This is a genomic window from uncultured Nostoc sp. (genome assembly GCF_964245445.1).
Taxonomy (GTDB): Bacteria; Cyanobacteriota; Cyanobacteriia; order Cyanobacteriales; family Nostocaceae; genus Nostoc.
On record NZ_CAXTNE010000190.1, the window covers coordinates 1 to 16025 of the forward strand.

The following is a 16025-nucleotide window of genomic DNA, read 5'->3' on the forward strand; positions in this document are numbered from 1 at the left end:
TTGTTAGCGATCGCTGGTTTTTGATCCTACCTCACCAAATCGCGTTGCTCCCGTTGTGGTTTGACAGGCACTGTTTGAGGTGGCGGTGCAGAGACTACAGTCGGTTGAGCCAAGAGGGGTTGCGTCGGCAAAATTGGATTTGCTATGCTCTGCAAAGTATCCAGCATTGCTCTGGCTGTGGGGTAGCGATCGCGCGGATGATAAGCGATCGCTTTATCGATTACTCTTGCCATAATTGGGCTAACATGACTTGCATACTGTCGCCAGACAATTTCACCCGTCTGGGAATCCGTTTCTAGTTGTTGCGCCTGTTTACCAGTCAGTAAATAAATTACCGTCATTCCTAAACTGTATAAATCACTCGAATAAACTGGTCTACCTGCGGCTTGTTCACTCGGCATATAGCCAGGTGTACCAATCACTATCGAACTGGTAGGATTGCCTTGAGAATTTACTACTGTTCCCATTGACTCCCGTATAGCACCAAAATCAATCAGGACTGGTTTACCGTCCCGATGACGCACAATGATGTTATCCGGTTTAATATCGCGGTGAACGATATGCTTTGAGTGAACGTAATCCAGGACGGGTAATAAATTCATGAATAATTCCTGGACAGCGCCTTCACTAAATAGTCCCTGCGTTTGAATTTTTCCAGTTAGGGTATCGCCTTCAATCCACTCCTGAACTAAGTAAAATTGTCCGCCTGAAGAGAAGTAAGCATACAATGCTGGAATTTGGTCATTTGCGCCACCAAGTTCTTCTAAAATAGCTGCTTCGCGTTGAAACCTTTCTTGCACTAACTGGTAAATTTGGGGATTGTTGTGAATCGGTCTTAGCTGTTTAACCACACAACGGCGCTTTGAGGGCATATAGGTATCTTCTGCTAGATAGGTTTCACCAAACCCACCAGCGCCCAGTGTGCGGATAACTTGATAGCGATCATTCAGTAGCTGTATTGTCATGGGAGATTACAAGCAATATTCTTAAGATAGCTTTCCCCAAAACTACCTTCATTTCAAATCTAATAATCCTTCTTCTTTCAATTTAGGATTGAAGCGAATTTGCATTTGCAAACCTCGCACTTCTAACAATTGCGTTGAAATTTCTGCTTCTACTCTCCGCGCCACATTTTTAAGAATTTTTATTTGTGCTAATTCATCATTAGCTGGATGTTGATAATTTGCCTGTTCTTCAGGTGTCATTACGACTTTGACATCAATGGGATTAGTCCATTTTTCCTTTTGATCCCCATTTCCCCAAGGGATACTGCCATTTTCAGCAATCCAAGCATTTTCAGTATTTTCTAAAATTGTGCGACTAGGGCGTTCAATAGTTTGAACTTTTACCCAATAGCATTGCTGTGGCTGACGGACTAAATGCTGTTTGAGGCTGAGATAAACATCACGGGAGTATCCTACAAATTGCAGCACTTTTTCTTGGTCAAAGATAGCATATACCCCGATTTTTCCTTGAAATTGTTCGGGTAATTGGCCGCGATCGTCAATGTAAGGAATGTATTCCAGGGCTGCCAAAGAAGAAAGATTCGTTTCAAGAGCCATACATCAAATATTAAACTTACTATTTGCCTTCAAAATTGCTAATTAGGGAAAAAATATCTTTAAAATTACCTTTTATCCAATTTTTGGTAAATTGCACAAAGGCGACTGGGTTTAAAAATTTTAGCACTAAACATAAAATTTGGTGGTACGTTAATGATTGCATATTCATCAGATTCATGATATTTTTCAAATTCTGCTGGCATTCCTTTAGTGGTAGTTAAGCTGTAAGGAACTGGTTGGAAAAGTAATTCTGTAAATTTAACTTGCTCACACCGCAACTGTTGACAAATTTGGTTTAAAAAAGCCTTACTTGTCAATAAATTGAATAAAGTTTCTTGAGCTTGTGCTTCAAGAGTGAAACTGCTATCAAAGTTCTGGACAATTTTAAGGGACATTTTCTGTATAGGTAGCTATTAACGACTAAGTAATGAGAGAGGATAAGCAACCATCTAAAAGTGCCAGACAACGAAGCCTACCTTTTTGTGCAGATGAGCTTTGTGAAAAATCACCACTTTAAGATCAGCCTATTGGATTGTGTGACTTCTGTCAGCCACAGGAGGAAGCTGTCATGATTAAGAATCGTGAAGTTTAAAGATTTTTAAGGATAGATGATTCTTCCTTAACTTTGTGCTGACAAACTTCAGATGTTGTACTAAAGCGATAGCCTATGGTGGGCTGCGCCTACGCACTTATCACACTAGCCCCACCCTAAAGACGATTCTCATACAACAAAAATGAGTGGATAATCGTGATATAAACCACAACTATCCACTCAACGTTTAGTAAATCGGGATTACTAAAAAACCCAAGAAGATTATTGAAATTTGGCAAACTTCAAACCAATTAACGTGACTCAGTTCCCTGATTAGGGCTACCTGCTACAGAATCATTTTCTGGTGCTTCTGGTGTAGCAGTGGGTTTAGCATCACTCTTTTCATCATCGCCAGTTTTGCGCTGACTTTCGTCAAGAGTGGTTTCGTAATTACCAGAAGAATCGGGTGTATTTTCTTGGCTACCAGATTTTTGTGGTTCAGACATTACTACATTCCTAATAATTTTATTGTTGAAATTATCTTAAGAAGATTAGGAGTGTGAGTGCATCTATCCAGATATAGTTATGGCTGATTTCTACCTCTATCGAAAGTATTGTTTAGTACTACTCATCTATACTGAGAAAAATCCATAAATGTAGAGTTTTTAACCTTACAACGCTTTCTATGGTTAAGGGGGGTTTATTTCCGCGCTCCCTGTAGTAGGTGAATAATATGATGTGATGATTGTGATATAAACTATGAAAGTGTAATTAATGAATCAGAGCCATCTATCGTTACCATCTGGGTGTACGCTTCGTAAGGCAACCTTTAGGGATCAGTGGTCGATTCGATTGCTGGTGTTTTCAGCTAAACTCGACCCAACCCAATTAAATTGGCAGCAATTTTGGGTAGTTGAATGCGATGCTTACGACGGGCAAAGCCTACACAATCTGGTAGCTTGTGGACAGCTACGTAATTTCTCAGGGGTACAAGAACTTGGTAGTTTGGTCGTTGCATCAGCTTGGAGAGGTCGCGGTTTGGGTAGTTTGCTAACGCAGCATTTGATTAATACAGCAACGCAACCACTTTATCTTGAATGTTTAGGTGAACGATTGGCGCAGTTTTACAGTCTCTTTGGTTTTGTGCCAATATCTTTTGAAGAGTTGCCACAATTTCCTAGTACAAGAGGCAAGTCTTCGCTCAAAGGGAAATTCAGATTCTCGCAATTAGCTAAAAGGCTGTTCAGAGTTCCTGTGGTGTTTATGGAACATCGAAGTAATTTGTAATTCGTAATTCGTAATTCCTAATTAAGATAGGCAGGAAAAGGCTTGATACAACCTGTTTTCAACCTTTTACTTTTGTTCATTCCCCACTTCCCACTCCCCACTCCCCATTTTCAAATCTGAGGTTTAGCAAAAACTGTTAGCAACATAGGCCCTAGTAAATAGTGGTGATTCAAACACAATAACCCAGCAGAGGAGCCAAGAAGTTGACGTTGATTAGGGCTGTAGAGTCTAATTCCAAGGGGAGAGACTGGCAATAATTGAGGTTCTGTCTCTTTTGTGGAAGTAAAATCAACCAAGTAAAAGCGTCCATCGGGGGAAAGTACTCGTGCTATCTCACTAAGCACCTGTTTAGGTTCCAAATAGTGCAAAAAGCTGATAGTGCTGAAAACAGCATCAAATTGACCATCAGCAAACGGAAGAGACTCAGCTTTGCCCTCGACATAAATTAAGCGTGGACGGTGGCGGTTGCTCTGTCTTGCTACCCGCAACATATTAGCAGATAAATCCAATCCGATCGCTTGCAGGTCGGGAAACTGAGTCGCAAGGCGCTCAAGTAAGCGTCCAGTACCACAGCCGATATCAAGTACATTTGCTGACTCTGGTAAATCGACGTACTCCAGCAAACGTTTGTGAACGGCTCGATAAAACACTGAAGGAAAGAACCAGTCGTAACTTGGTGCCCATTGGTCAAAAAGGAACTTTTTGTTACTAAAAAAGTCATTAGTCATTAGTTTTCGCAGTTCACCTGAAGCTGAATGCTTTTTTAGGGTAAGTAGCTGCGCCTCCAATAAGTTGGTTAACTATAGTTTTGCGGCAATATTTAGTATGCTCACCTTGGCAAATCATCCGGAATTTTGGCAATTTCATCTGTAGTTAACAGTGTGCCTAGAGACTCATTTTATCTCTGTAGAGAACCAAAGAACGAGCAATCAGTGCATAAAACCATAGAACCTAACCGTATATATTTATAGAGGTTCAAATACAACCAACTGATTTAGTTTGAAATTATTAAGGTGAAAAATTATGACAAGTTTTATTCAAACCCGGTTACACAATCATCTACTCCATCCAGTCCGCCAGTGGTTGGAAACGATAGAAATTCATAACTCCAAATTGGCTCATTTCCTGTGCAAAGCTATTCCTGCTCAGTGTCCCTTTGAGCGAGACATTACGCTCTTTAGCCGGAAGCTATTTCACATTCCTCCAATGTGTAAATTAAATCCCCTATACGAGGAAGTGGTTGGTTTGCGTTTTAAAGCGCTTTGTTATCTTGCTGATGAATGCGGTGAAGATGTCACAGCCTATTGCTAATAGCTAGTTGGATAGTTATTTGATCAAGCAGCGATCGGTAATTGTAGATTTACGGTTGTTACTTACTCAGGTTTATACTAAGCTAACGTACACCTAATTTAGATGTTTGGCTATTTAAGTAGCTGACACCTCGCTAAAGTGTTTCCATACCGTATTTTTACTTACCTTATCCTGCTGAAATCATTAACATTATCATGACGCACATCTTACTGGTTGAAGATGAAGTCAAACTGGCACGATTTGTCGAATTGGAATTGAATTATGAAGGCTATCAAGTCAGTATTGCCTACGATGGATTAACTGCACTTACTGCAGCGCGTAAGTTACATATAGATTTAGTAATTTTAGACTGGATGTTGCCTGGTTTATCGGGGTTGGAAATTTGCCGATGTTTGCGAAGTATTGCTGATAAAGTGCCGATAATTTTATTAACCGTCAAAGATGAAGTGAGCGATCGCATTGCAGGCTTAGACGCTGGTGCTGATGATTACCTTGTTAAACCCTTCAGCGTTGATGAATTATTAGCCAGAGTCGGCGCTCACTTGCGAAGAAGCCAGCAAGTAGAAGGCGCAGATGTTTTAGAATTTAAAGACCTGACTTTAAATCGTCGCACGCGCCAAGTGTACCGGGATCAGAGGTTAATTGAGTTAACTGCTAAGGAATTTGATTTACTAGAATATTTACTGGCCCGTCCGCGACAGGTAATTACCTGCGATCGCATTTTACAAGAAGTCTGGGGTTACGGCTTCATGGGCGATGCCAATATCATCGAACTTCAGATGCGCTACCTACGGCTGAAACTTGAAGCCAATAACGAAAAGTGCCTCATTCAAACTGTGAGTGGTGTCGGCTACACATTGCATGATTGAATTTGGGATGGGGAATGGGGAATTGAGTATTGGTTATTAATTCTTGTCCCTCACTCCCTCATCTCTTTCATCTTCCCCTACCTTCTTGTTTCCTTTCCAGTGTGAAATAACGGTAAAACCCCAAAGTTTTCTACTATAGGAAGATTTGGGGTTTTTGGCAATCTGAGTAAAAACTCATCCAACTCAGGGTTAATTATATTAGGATGCACAAAGCTGTCATCATCTAAAATCTAAAACTGCATGACCTATCTAGAAACAGCAGCGCAATTCTACCGCGAAGTTGCCGAAACCCCGCAAGTTGGACTTTGTTGTGTGCAAAGTACACCCCTGCAACTACCAGGATTGAAAATTCCTTTGCCAATGCAGGAAATGAACTATGGTTGTGGCACTACCGTTCACCCCACTGAACTAGGAAACCAACCTACCGTGCTATATGTCGGTGTTGGCGGCGGCTTAGAAGCGTTGCAATTCGCTTATTTTTCCCGCCATGCAGGTGCTGTAATTGCCGTTGAACCGGTTGGAGCCATGCGGGAAGCAGCTGCACGCAATCTGGAAATTGCTGCTCAAGAAAACCCGTGGTTTGACACCAGCTTTGTAGAAATCCGCGAAGGTGATGCTTTTAACCTACCCGTTGCTGATCTTCGCGTCGATATCGTGGCGCAAAATTGCCTTTTCAACATCTTTGAACCAGAAGATTTAACCCGTGCTTTAAAAGAAGCCTATCGGGTATTAAAACCAGGCGGACGTTTGCAAATGAGCGATCCAATTGCTACTAGTCAAATTCCAGCACATCTTCAACAAGATGACCGACTAAGAGCCATGTGTTTATCAGGCGCACTCACATATCAAGAGTATACTGAAAGGATTACAAATGCTGGTTTTGGTCAAGTTGAAATTCGCGCTCGTCGTCCTTATCGTCTACTAGATTCCCAGACTTATAATTTAGAAGAACACCTACTTTTAGAAAGTCTGGATTCCGTCTCATTTAAAGTTGCTATTCCAGAAGATGGTGCTTGTATCTTCACGGGAAAAACAGCAGTTTATGCTGGTTTGGAACCCTTCTTCGATGACTCAGCAGGTCATCTACTCCAGCGTGGTATCCCCGCAGCAGTGTGTGATAAAACTGCTGCTAAACTTGCCGCTATCAACCCAGCAGAAATAATTGTGACCAATTCAACCTGGCACTATAGCGGTGGTGGTTGCTGTTAATTTGTTAAAAAAGAATCCAGGTGTCAGAAGTCAGAATTACTCTGTACGACTGGGGAATGAATGTACAATTTGAATATTTCACAAATTGCATTCTTAATTCTGGATTTTGGATTATGACTTATTCTTTATAAACCCCAAAATGTTGTTAATTAGTCTATTTCTGGCCACGCTTTTTTTAGCATATTCCAATGGTGCAAATGACAACTTTAAAGGGGTAGCAACGTTGTTTGGTAGCCGAACTAGCAGCTATCAAACAGCAATTTTGTGGGCAACTTTTACAACTTTTGCTGGTGCAGTTGCTGGAACTTTTGTGGCAAGTACATTAATTAAAAACTTTTCTGGAAAAGGACTAGTGCCTGATGCGATCGCTAATGCCCCAGAGTTTCATCTGGCAGTTGCGATCGCTGCTGGTTTAACTGTACTGATAGCCACCTTCATGGGGTTTCCCATTTCCACAACTCACAGTTTAACAGGTGCGCTGGTTGGCGCTGGATTAGTTGCGATCGGACTCCAAGTTAATTTTGCAGCTTTGGGAACTTCTTTTATTTTGCCTCTATTACTCAGTCCAATCATTGCTATTCCCTTAGCAGCAGGAATTTATAGCTTATATAACTATATCATTTCAAAATGGAATCTATCAGTTAATCAAAAAATGATTGATACTTTCCATTTTCTCAGCGCTGGAGTTGTCAGTTTTGCTAGAGGATTAAATGATACTTCCAAGATTTTCTCACTCATTTTAGTTATTGAATATTTTTCGATTCAGGGGGGAATGATCACGATTGCGATCGCAATGGCGCTTGGCGGTTTACTCAACTCCCAAAAAGTTGCTGTCACCATGAGTGAAAAAATTACCTCATTGAATCATACTCAAGGTTTATCAGCAAATATAGTAACTGGAGTTCTTGTCATTGCAGCTAGTCGATTTGGGCTTCCGGTTTCCACCACTCACGTTTCAGTTGGTTCTATTTTTGGAGTAGGTTTGACTAGCAAAAAAGCCAATATGCGTGTTTTTTATCAGATCCTATTATCGTGGCTTTTAACCTTACCAACTGCTGCAATTCTTAGTGGAATAACCTACAGATTATTGCAAGGTTAGAAAACTTGATTGAATATATCTCTGCCATCTTTAAGGAGTAGTAACTAATGCAAACTCAATCAAAAGTTACACTATCAACAGTCACACCATTTAAAAATAAACTTAATTATCCTTTGCCAAAAAAGGGAATCACTGTTTTACAAATTAATCTAGGTAAGCGTTGTAACCTTGCCTGTACACACTGTCATGTCGAAGCTGGCCCAAAACGTACAGAAGAACTTTCTCCTGAAGTTTGCGAACAATTGATTTCGCTAATCCATAAATTTCCCGAAATTAAAATTGTGGATTTGACTGGCGGCGCACCAGAAATGAATTATGGATTTAAGCCATTGGTAGAAGCAGCAAGAGCAACTGGTAAGCAGGTGATTGTCCGGTCTAATTTGACCATTTATTTTGAAGATGGATTTGCTGATTTACCAGAATATTTTGCTCAACACCAAATAAGAGTTGTGGCTTCCCTACCCTGCTACCTAGCAGATAATGTTGATAAAATGCGCGGTGCTGGTGTTTTTGATAGTTCAGTCAAAGCTTTGCAGTGGCTTAACCAACTTGGCTATGGTAAAGAGCCAAATTTAATTTTGGACTTGGTATTTAATCCCCAGTTACCCACGGATGAAAAATTTTCCTTAGCTCCCGAACAGACCAACCTAGAACGAGATTACAAAATGTTCTTACAAGAACATTTTAATATTGTGTTTAGCAACCTCTTCACCATTACCAACCTACCAGTTGGTAGAACCAAAATGCATTTAGAACGGCGAAAACTGTACACTAGCTATTTGCAGTTTTTAGAGTCGCATTTTAATCCCGGCACAGTTGAACATTTGATGTGCCGCGATGAACTCTCAATTGACTATCTAGGCAATGTATATGATTGCGACTTTAACCAAATGATGAATTTGCCTGCGAAAAATCACAATGGTGAAACTTTGACAGTTAGCAAACTCTTAGAAGCTGACAGTTTAGACCTGATTAGTGAGATACAAACTGCTGCTTATTGCTATGGTTGTACTGCTGGATGTGGTTCTAGTTGTGGTGGTGCTTTGCTTTAAAGAGAAATAATATCATGTCCGCTTGATTGCTTATTAGACCCGAATCACCCCAAAGAGCCAAAGCGTAGCTTTGTCTCCCCTCCCCAAGAATAAGGGGAGGGGTGTAATGACTGTGGTTAGCATAACTAATTATGCGGACATGATATAAGATAGCGTAGCCAATCTTTGCGTGGTACGTGAAGCGCGATAAGGGAGAGAGTAGAGAGTAAGGAATCAGCCTTTTCGAGTTGAAGGCGAGTTTTTTCACGCAATCAAATAGAAGTCTTATATAACCTTATTTATAATAGTATTTCCACGCTGATGAATTAAAGGAGACTGTGACCACTACATTACACTGGCAGGAACGGGTTGGTAATCAAAGGGATTGGGTTTGGCGCGGCTGGCAAACCCGCTACACTTACATTCGCCCTAGCCAAAATCACCACAAGACAATACCCCTGATATTGCTACATGGCTTTGGCGCTTCTATTGGTCATTGGCGACATAATTTAGAAGTGTTGGGTGAGCATCACACAGTTTACGCCATTGATATGCTGGGTTTTGGCGCTTCTGAAAAAGCCGCAGCTAATTACAGCATCGAACTCTGGGTTGAGCAGGTTTACGATTTTTGGAAAACATTTATCCGTGAACCAGCGATTTTGGTGGGCAATTCTAACGGTTCACTGATTTCTATGGCCGCCGCCGCCACTCACCCCGATATGGTGCTGGGTATGGTGATGATGAGTTTACCTGACCCTTCACTAGAGCAAGAAGCAATTCCGCCTGTGCTGCAACCGCTTGTCAGAGCAATTAAAAATATTATCGCTTCGCCGTTGATTCTTAAACCTGTATTTAACTTCGTGCGTCGTCCTGGGGTGCTGCGTCGCTGGGCACGTCTTGCCTACGCTAACCCAGAGGCAATTACCGATGAACTCATAGAAATTTTGGCAGGGCCTCCCCAAGATAGAGGTTCCGCCAGAGCTTTCAGTGCTTTATTCAAAGCTGCGATCGGTATTAACTTTAGTCCCAGTGTCAAGACAGTATTACCAACCTTAAGAATTCCCATGTTGTTAATTTGGGGACAAAAGGATCGGTTTGTTCCCCCAGCCCTTGCTAACCAATTTGCCCAATATAACGAGAAATTGGAAGTGCTGAATTTAGAAGACGTGGGTCATTGTCCCCATGATGAATGTCCTGAACAAGTCAACCAAGCTATTTTAGATTGGATTGGGAGGTGGGTTGGCGTAGGCGTAGCCCGCCGCAGGCATCGCTAACCGTTGTTTACTCCCTAAATATTATGCAATGGGAGCGATCGCGCCAACCAATACCTTTGCCACTATTGAATTTTGAATTGCTTAAGACTTAGCCAATCGTGGCTTGGTTAGTATCAACATCTGTAGCCCCATTAACAGAACGAGCTACAGAAACCATCTTGTTGAGAATTTCTTGACTGGGAACTTTACCTTTCAACACCACAGTGCTACCTGTCTGAGCAACCCAAAGGGTATTAACATCGTCGAGTTGGGGGTCTTGATCAAATGCCAACGCTACCCGCTTTGCCAACCCGCTTTGATCATATTCGCCGCTTAATCCTAGACGTTCTGGGGGTATTGATTGAGTAGCAGTAGACGCAACGTTAGTACTAGGAGTCTGCGCTATTGACTGCGGAGTAGGATTTACTTCGGCATTTTGAGGTTTTTCCATCCCAAATAGTCTTTTTAACCAACCCATAAAAACTTTTCTCCTATTCTCTTCTCGGTTCATTTCATTAAGTCTTGAGTATAAAAGCTTCATAAAAATGCCGCATCTGCCAAAGAAAAGAGATACATTCAATGAAATTACTCCTTACAGGATGATTTCTGCCCAATTATTTATCTCTAGAGAATGCAATGAGTGCAGCTATTGAGTTTACAATAAAAGGTCGCACTGACAATTAGTGCAGTAGTACGCTACGACAGAAGAAAACATATATTTGACAAAATGTCAAGAGTTTGTAACTCAAGGAATTTTGATTGAATAAGTGAATTCTGCAAAGCGGTACTAGAGTCTGCGTTCCTCAAATCCTGTGCTAGCCTCTGTTGGCGAAGATGAAACATACCCTTTCAGTTCTCGTAGAAGATGAGGCGGGTGTTCTTTCCCGCATTTCTAGTTTATTCGCCCGTCGCGGCTTTAATATTGAAAGCCTTGCTGTTGGCCCTGCTGAACAAGGAGGAGTCTCTCGAATTACGATGGTTGTACCTGGTGACGATCGCGTTATCGAGCAACTCACCAAGCAACTATACAAGTTAGTCAATGTCCTTAAGGTACAAGATATTACCGAAACTCCCTGTGTAGAGCGGGAATTGATGCTTTTGAAGGTAAATGCTAGTACTAGCAATCGTTCAGAAGTGATCGAACTGTCTCAGATTTTTCGGGCGCGAGTCGTGGACGTGGCGGAAGATTCTCTCACCTTAGAAGTTGTAGGAGATCCAGGTAAAATGGTAGCGATCGTGCAGGTGTTGCAAAAATTTGGTTTGAGAGAAGTCGCCCGCACTGGCAAAATTGCCCTGACTCGTGAATCGGGTGTGAATACAGAGTTACTCAAGTCTTTGGAAGCAAAAGTTTAGTTGGGAACATCAGAACCCCACCCCAGCCCCTTTCCCACTTTTTGAGCGTGTATACACAAATCGCATGTAAAGTAGGTGGAGAGAATTTTTGAGAAGCAAAAACTATGGATAATCCAATCTTAATTCACGCTTCGACGACACCAGAAAGGTTATACCTCTGGTAGACCTCCTAAAATGCCTACCCTTTTTCATGGTTTAAGACAATTTGAATCCATCTTTCTTGGGTGGAAACTGGCTCTGGATGCACTTATGTATACACAGTAGCTTTTTACGGGAGGTTGGGGGGATCTTCGGGGGTCATCGTAACAATGACTGATTAGGCGTTAACTGGCTCTCAAAACGGCTGTAAACAACTTGGGTTGGATACCAAGAAGAAAACCAGTACAAATCTTGAATAACTTTGCAATAACTACTCTCATCTACTAACTCAAAGTGAACCAGACCTAAATTATTAAATCCAACTACTTCTCGCCCCTCCTGAACCCAACGAAATTTCCAAAACATCAGGGGTTGTAACCATTTCCATTTTGCATTTTTGGCTTGTTTGCAGGGAGCTATCAACGATGATATATCTGCTTTGAAGCAAGAAGTCTGAACGCTGTTTCGAGGTATCCACTCCAATACACAATGCCACTCAGAGTTAGTCAGCAACTGGCGATTATGGTGTAATTGTTTATCTGAAATTTCTACCATATTGGGTGGATCAATCCAACCTATCCAATGTCGCACCTTTTCTGGTAGCAACCAATGTTTCAATCGTGTATGAATGAGCCGCGTCAAAATCTCTTCATTCTTCAATGCACTAGCGGTTAACTGCACCAAGACAGACTGTAATTTGGAATGAGTGCGTGCATAAGACAAGTGAGCAACAGAACTGTAGTGAATATCTCCTGATAGAATAACGATTTGTTGACGTTCCTCAAATAAAGTAGTTAGAAATTTTGCCAGAGCTTCAACATTAATGTTCCAGGCATCTCCAACATCGGTTGAAAAAACTTTCTCCCGTTGTAAGTGCCAATGGTGAATCCAATCAATCACTTGTAATCCAAATACATTCGTGGGCGCAATCACAAATGTAGTTTGAATCTGAGTTTGTTCAACTATTTCTTGTAAAGGTAAAACTAGTTGTTGCTCAAAGGCTTTTGGACACAGCAGCATCGGTGGTGCAATTGGTTTTTGATCGGCTGGATAACCACGCCAAGTCCGCGTATCCAACACAATTACTTCATAGCAATCGCTCCTGACTATGTAGTGCCAAGTGATTGCTTCAGGATGTCGATCCAGAATGAATACTGCACCATCTCGAACTAAAATAGGTAAGTCTGTGTGGGGATCGTTAGCTGGCATACCTACATAATGAGCGATCGCTTGATCAGCCTTTGCATCTCTTCCTTGGGAAGCTGACCAAGCTTGTGCAGCCGCCAAAAGCTTTTCACCGGATTTACCTTCTGCAAATTGCTCAGGCGTATTGCCCCAACCTTGAAACACTGTGTAAGCTAACAACGCATTTTGGACTATTCTTTGCCCCAAGGGACGCCCCAGGACTCGCAAACACCAAGCTTGGTTCAAATTCCAGTCATCAGTAACATCATGGTCATCAAAGATGGTGTACATGGGAATATTGGCAAGGGCGCGGCGCACTTTCCCAAGGGTATAAATAAATTGTCGTAAATGCCGGACTTGTCGGTTCCAGTTCTTGATAGCTTTGCTCTTGCGCGTTACTTGGTGTCCTTTGGGAAATGCGGCCGGCCAGCACACTGGCGACCAAGCTAGTAAATAAGTAGCGTAATATTCACCCAGACTGAAAAGATGACTGTTAACTTTCTCAGCTTTATTATGTAATCCTGCGGTCAATCCAGCTTGATTTGTCGCAACATCAGCCCGCTCTCCAGGGGGTAGTTGCTGCGGAGTGTAGTATATTCCATTCACAGGAAGTTGTTCTTCCCAACCCAAAAGGGCATCACCAAGAGTACTGGCAACCCACAGCGATGGTTCTGCTACATCGTCACCGTAAATTTGATCTCCGGTGAGGAATAGCTGGTGGGGGCGGTGTTGTGGTTGATTTGCTTTTGCCTCAATCAAACTGTCGAGAATCGGCAGTGCGTCAAATCCATGACCGTGAGGTTTACGGCAGGAAGCATGGATAATTTGCAAATCTTGCAGACGGTTTGGCGGCAGAACAAAGGTTGGTTTTTGATGCTCAAAGTAGCTGATGCTGACTGTAGGAGAGGAGTTTGAGCATAATGCTTGTTGCATTTGCGGGCTTTGGTCAGCGAGAGTAAATTGCAGGTCGTATGCATAGATATAATCGCTAGTTAAACAATGCCCCTCTGTAGACCAAGCCGTTATAGCAGCAATGTGAAGATACTTGCCCAAAGCGATGGTAGAGCGTTGCCCCTTTAATAAGCAATTTCCTAGTGCTTCACCATCATTTGTTGTGCCATAAACCTTGAGTTCTACCTGACAAGACTGTTTCAGTGCCACCCATACCGTCACTGACTTCGGTTCAGTATGTTTTAGAATTGGCCCCGCCAAAATCAACGGCAGTTCTTGTATAAACTCGCCTCCAGCTTGGTACTTCATTAAATTCAGACATCAATTCCCATCTGTTTAACTTTATCAGTCAATAGAGCAGTCGATTGTAGTCTAAATAATAAAGAATGGGCGAGATAATTTAAAGTTCTGAGGGCTGGAAACCAGCGCTCAGACTTTTGTGAATCTTACAAGAATTACTCTTTTAATTAATTCCGAGCAATACCTTCTTGACGCGCTGCTTGTTGTACAGCAGCAGCAACAGCAGTAACGACGCGCTCATCAAAAACGGAAGGGATAATATGTTCTCGATCCAAATCTGAAGGCTTAACTAAAGAAGCGATCGCACTTGCAGCTTCTAAGTACATTGTGGTGGTAATTGTCTGGGCCCGACAATCTAAAGCACCACGGAATACTCCAGGAAAAGCTAAAACGTTATTGATTTGATTCGGGTAATCACTGCGACCAGTAGCGATCACAGCTACATCTTTACTAATTAATTCTGGCTGAATCTCTGGAATGGGATTTGCCATTGCAAACACAATTGGCTCTTTCGCCATCGATTGCACCATTTCTGGTGTCAAAACTCCCGGTGCGCTGACTCCAATAAATACATCTGCCCCTTGCATTGCACCCGCTAATGTACCCTGAGCTTTCACGGCAAATTCGAGTTTTTCTTCTGTCAAATCGGTGCGACTGGTTGAGATAATTCCTTTAGAGTCGCACATCCAGATTTTTTCTGCCCCAGCTTTACGGAGTAACCGAGCGATCGCCACTCCAGCCGCCCCAGCACCATTAATCACGATGCGGATTTCCGCCATTGATTTATGTACCAGCTTTAGAGAATTAAACAACGCTGCCAAGGTGACAATTGCTGTACCATGCTGGTCATCGTGAAAAACGGGGATATCTAACTCTTCGCGCAATCTTCTTTCAATTTCAAAGCAGCGAGGTGCAGCGATATCCTCCAAATTCACACCCCCAAAAACTGGCGCGATATTCTTGACTGTCTGGATAATTTCTTCTGTATCTTGGGTGGCCAGACAAATGGGAAAAGCATCTAGCCCTGCAAATTCCTTAAATAGCATTGCTTTGCCTTCCATGACTGGGAGAGCAGCATCTGGGCCGAGATTTCCCAATCCCAAAACGGCACTACCATCGGTAACAATGGCAACAGTGTTTTGTTTGATGGTTAATTTGTAAACTTCCTCTGGATCTTGAGCGATCGCTGTACAAATTCGACCAACTCCGGGTGTGTAAGCCATTGCTAAATCAGACACACTTCTTAAGGGAATTCTGCTAGTAATGCTGATTTTGCCACCGCGATGCAAATTAAAGGTGCGATCATAGACGCTGAGTAACTTGATGTCTGGCAATGCTTTGACTGCTTGCACAATGGTTTCAGCATGTTCGGTACTAGCAGCATCCACAGTCAGATCACGGGTGGATTCTTTGCGGGTTTGCTCGATTAAATCAATTTGACCGAGATTACCGCCAGTAGTTGCGATCGCTTGGGTTATCGATGCTAACATCCCCACACGATTGGGAATCTGCAAGCGCAGTGTCAAACTAAAACTAGAATTTGGAGTTAGGTTTGCCATGTTGATTTTGGATTTTAAGTTTTAGATTTTATATTGAATTGAGACAAAAACTAAAATTTGAGAGTTGTAGTCAGTGAAAATACAATGAATATTAACTTTGGAGATAACCGTCAGTAGTTAGTTTACTCACTGCTCACAGTTTTGATAATTATTTTTATTTATACCAATGCATTTACTAATATAAATGAGTAACAATTTAGTAATTGTACCCAAATACACCAGATATTTTTTTAAAATTTTATCTGTGTAAATTTTTATATAAAAAAAAGCGTCCTCTAGACAGAGAGCGCGGCGAATTTTAAATTACAACTAACCGTATGCAGGTGCGTAGGCGTAGCCGTCGTAAACATCGTTGCCAGAGGTACTGCCTCACCAGCCGCTAAATC

The 16025-nt window shown here is 42.0% G+C and carries 15 protein-coding genes and 1 pseudogene; 8 read left to right on the forward strand and 8 right to left on the reverse strand.

Annotated features, from left to right (window positions below):
- Positions 1–53: 53 nt before the first annotated feature.
- From ACFE90_RS25795 to ACFE90_RS25810, 4 genes and pseudogenes are all read right to left on the reverse strand, one after another.
- Positions 54–965: pseudogene (locus ACFE90_RS25795) on the reverse strand (protein kinase); the annotation flags it as partial.
- A gap of 48 nt (positions 966–1013) precedes the next feature.
- Positions 1014–1562 (reverse strand): GIY-YIG nuclease family protein, encoded by a 549-nt coding sequence (locus ACFE90_RS25800; RefSeq protein ID WP_375505287.1) that lies wholly within the window; start codon positions 1560–1562, stop codon positions 1014–1016.
- A gap of 65 nt (positions 1563–1627) precedes the next feature.
- Complete coding sequence (locus tag ACFE90_RS25805; protein ID WP_375505288.1) at positions 1628–1957, reverse strand: hypothetical protein; 330 nt, start codon at positions 1955–1957, stop codon at positions 1628–1630.
- Between the two features lie 448 nt (positions 1958–2405).
- Entirely contained in the window at positions 2406–2600 is a 195-nt protein-coding gene (locus ACFE90_RS25810; RefSeq protein ID WP_375505289.1) for a hypothetical protein, read from the reverse strand.
- 268 nt (positions 2601–2868) lie between these two features.
- Between ACFE90_RS25810 and ACFE90_RS25815 the strand changes: the two genes are divergently transcribed.
- Positions 2869–3381, forward strand: a complete 513-nt coding sequence (locus ACFE90_RS25815; RefSeq protein WP_375505290.1) for a GNAT family N-acetyltransferase — start codon at positions 2869–2871, stop codon at positions 3379–3381.
- Positions 3382–3491: 110 nt separating this feature from the next.
- Here ACFE90_RS25815 and ACFE90_RS25820 read toward each other — a convergent pair whose 3' ends face one another.
- Positions 3492–4109 carry a class I SAM-dependent methyltransferase gene (locus ACFE90_RS25820; protein WP_375505291.1) on the reverse strand — a complete coding sequence of 206 codons (618 nt, stop codon included), beginning with the start codon at positions 4107–4109 and terminating at the stop codon, positions 3492–3494.
- 295 nt (positions 4110–4404) lie between these two features.
- Here ACFE90_RS25820 and ACFE90_RS25825 point away from each other — a divergent pair, with 295 nt between their 5' ends.
- The 6 genes from ACFE90_RS25825 (at position 4405) to ACFE90_RS25850 (ending at position 10174) form a co-directional block, all read left to right on the forward strand.
- The gene (locus ACFE90_RS25825) at positions 4405–4692 is read left to right on the forward strand and encodes a Mo-dependent nitrogenase C-terminal domain-containing protein (RefSeq protein ID WP_375505292.1); all 288 of its coding nucleotides are present in this window, start codon (positions 4405–4407) and stop codon (positions 4690–4692) included.
- A 194-nt stretch (positions 4693–4886) separates the two neighbouring features.
- On the forward strand, positions 4887–5561 hold the full coding sequence (locus tag ACFE90_RS25830) for a response regulator transcription factor (RefSeq protein ID WP_375505293.1): 675 nt from the start codon (positions 4887–4889) through the stop codon (positions 5559–5561).
- Positions 5562–5801: 240 nt separating this feature from the next.
- Positions 5802–6770, forward strand: a complete 969-nt coding sequence (gene arsM / locus ACFE90_RS25835) for an arsenosugar biosynthesis arsenite methyltransferase ArsM (RefSeq protein WP_375505294.1) — start codon at positions 5802–5804, stop codon at positions 6768–6770.
- A 139-nt stretch (positions 6771–6909) separates the two neighbouring features.
- On the forward strand, positions 6910–7869 hold the full coding sequence (locus tag ACFE90_RS25840) for an anion permease (RefSeq protein WP_375505295.1): 960 nt from the start codon (positions 6910–6912) through the stop codon (positions 7867–7869).
- Between the two features lie 47 nt (positions 7870–7916).
- On the forward strand, positions 7917–8921 hold the full coding sequence (arsS, locus tag ACFE90_RS25845) for an arsenosugar biosynthesis radical SAM (seleno)protein ArsS (RefSeq protein ID WP_375505296.1): 1005 nt from the start codon (positions 7917–7919) through the stop codon (positions 8919–8921).
- 317 nt (positions 8922–9238) lie between these two features.
- Complete coding sequence (locus tag ACFE90_RS25850; RefSeq protein ID WP_375505297.1) at positions 9239–10174, forward strand: alpha/beta fold hydrolase; 936 nt, start codon at positions 9239–9241, stop codon at positions 10172–10174.
- A gap of 88 nt (positions 10175–10262) precedes the next feature.
- Here the strand turns inward: ACFE90_RS25850 and ACFE90_RS25855 are convergent, their stop codons facing one another.
- Positions 10263–10631 carry a BON domain-containing protein gene (locus ACFE90_RS25855; RefSeq protein ID WP_375505298.1) on the reverse strand — a complete coding sequence of 123 codons (369 nt, stop codon included), beginning with the start codon at positions 10629–10631 and terminating at the stop codon, positions 10263–10265.
- A 356-nt stretch (positions 10632–10987) separates the two neighbouring features.
- On the opposite strand from ACFE90_RS25855, the gene ilvN reads away from it, so the two are divergent.
- The gene (ilvN, locus tag ACFE90_RS25860; RefSeq protein ID WP_375505299.1) at positions 10988–11506 is read left to right on the forward strand and encodes an acetolactate synthase small subunit; all 519 of its coding nucleotides are present in this window, start codon (positions 10988–10990) and stop codon (positions 11504–11506) included.
- Positions 11507–11803: 297 nt separating this feature from the next.
- On the opposite strand, the gene ACFE90_RS25865 is transcribed toward ilvN, so the two are convergent.
- Positions 11804–14089: a PhoD-like phosphatase gene (locus ACFE90_RS25865; protein ID WP_375505300.1), complete on the reverse strand. Its 2286-nt coding sequence runs from the start codon at positions 14087–14089 to the stop codon at positions 11804–11806.
- 158 nt (positions 14090–14247) lie between these two features.
- Complete coding sequence (locus ACFE90_RS25870) at positions 14248–15639, reverse strand: malic enzyme-like NAD(P)-binding protein (protein WP_375505301.1); 1392 nt, start codon at positions 15637–15639, stop codon at positions 14248–14250.
- Positions 15640–16025: the final 386 nt, after the last annotated feature.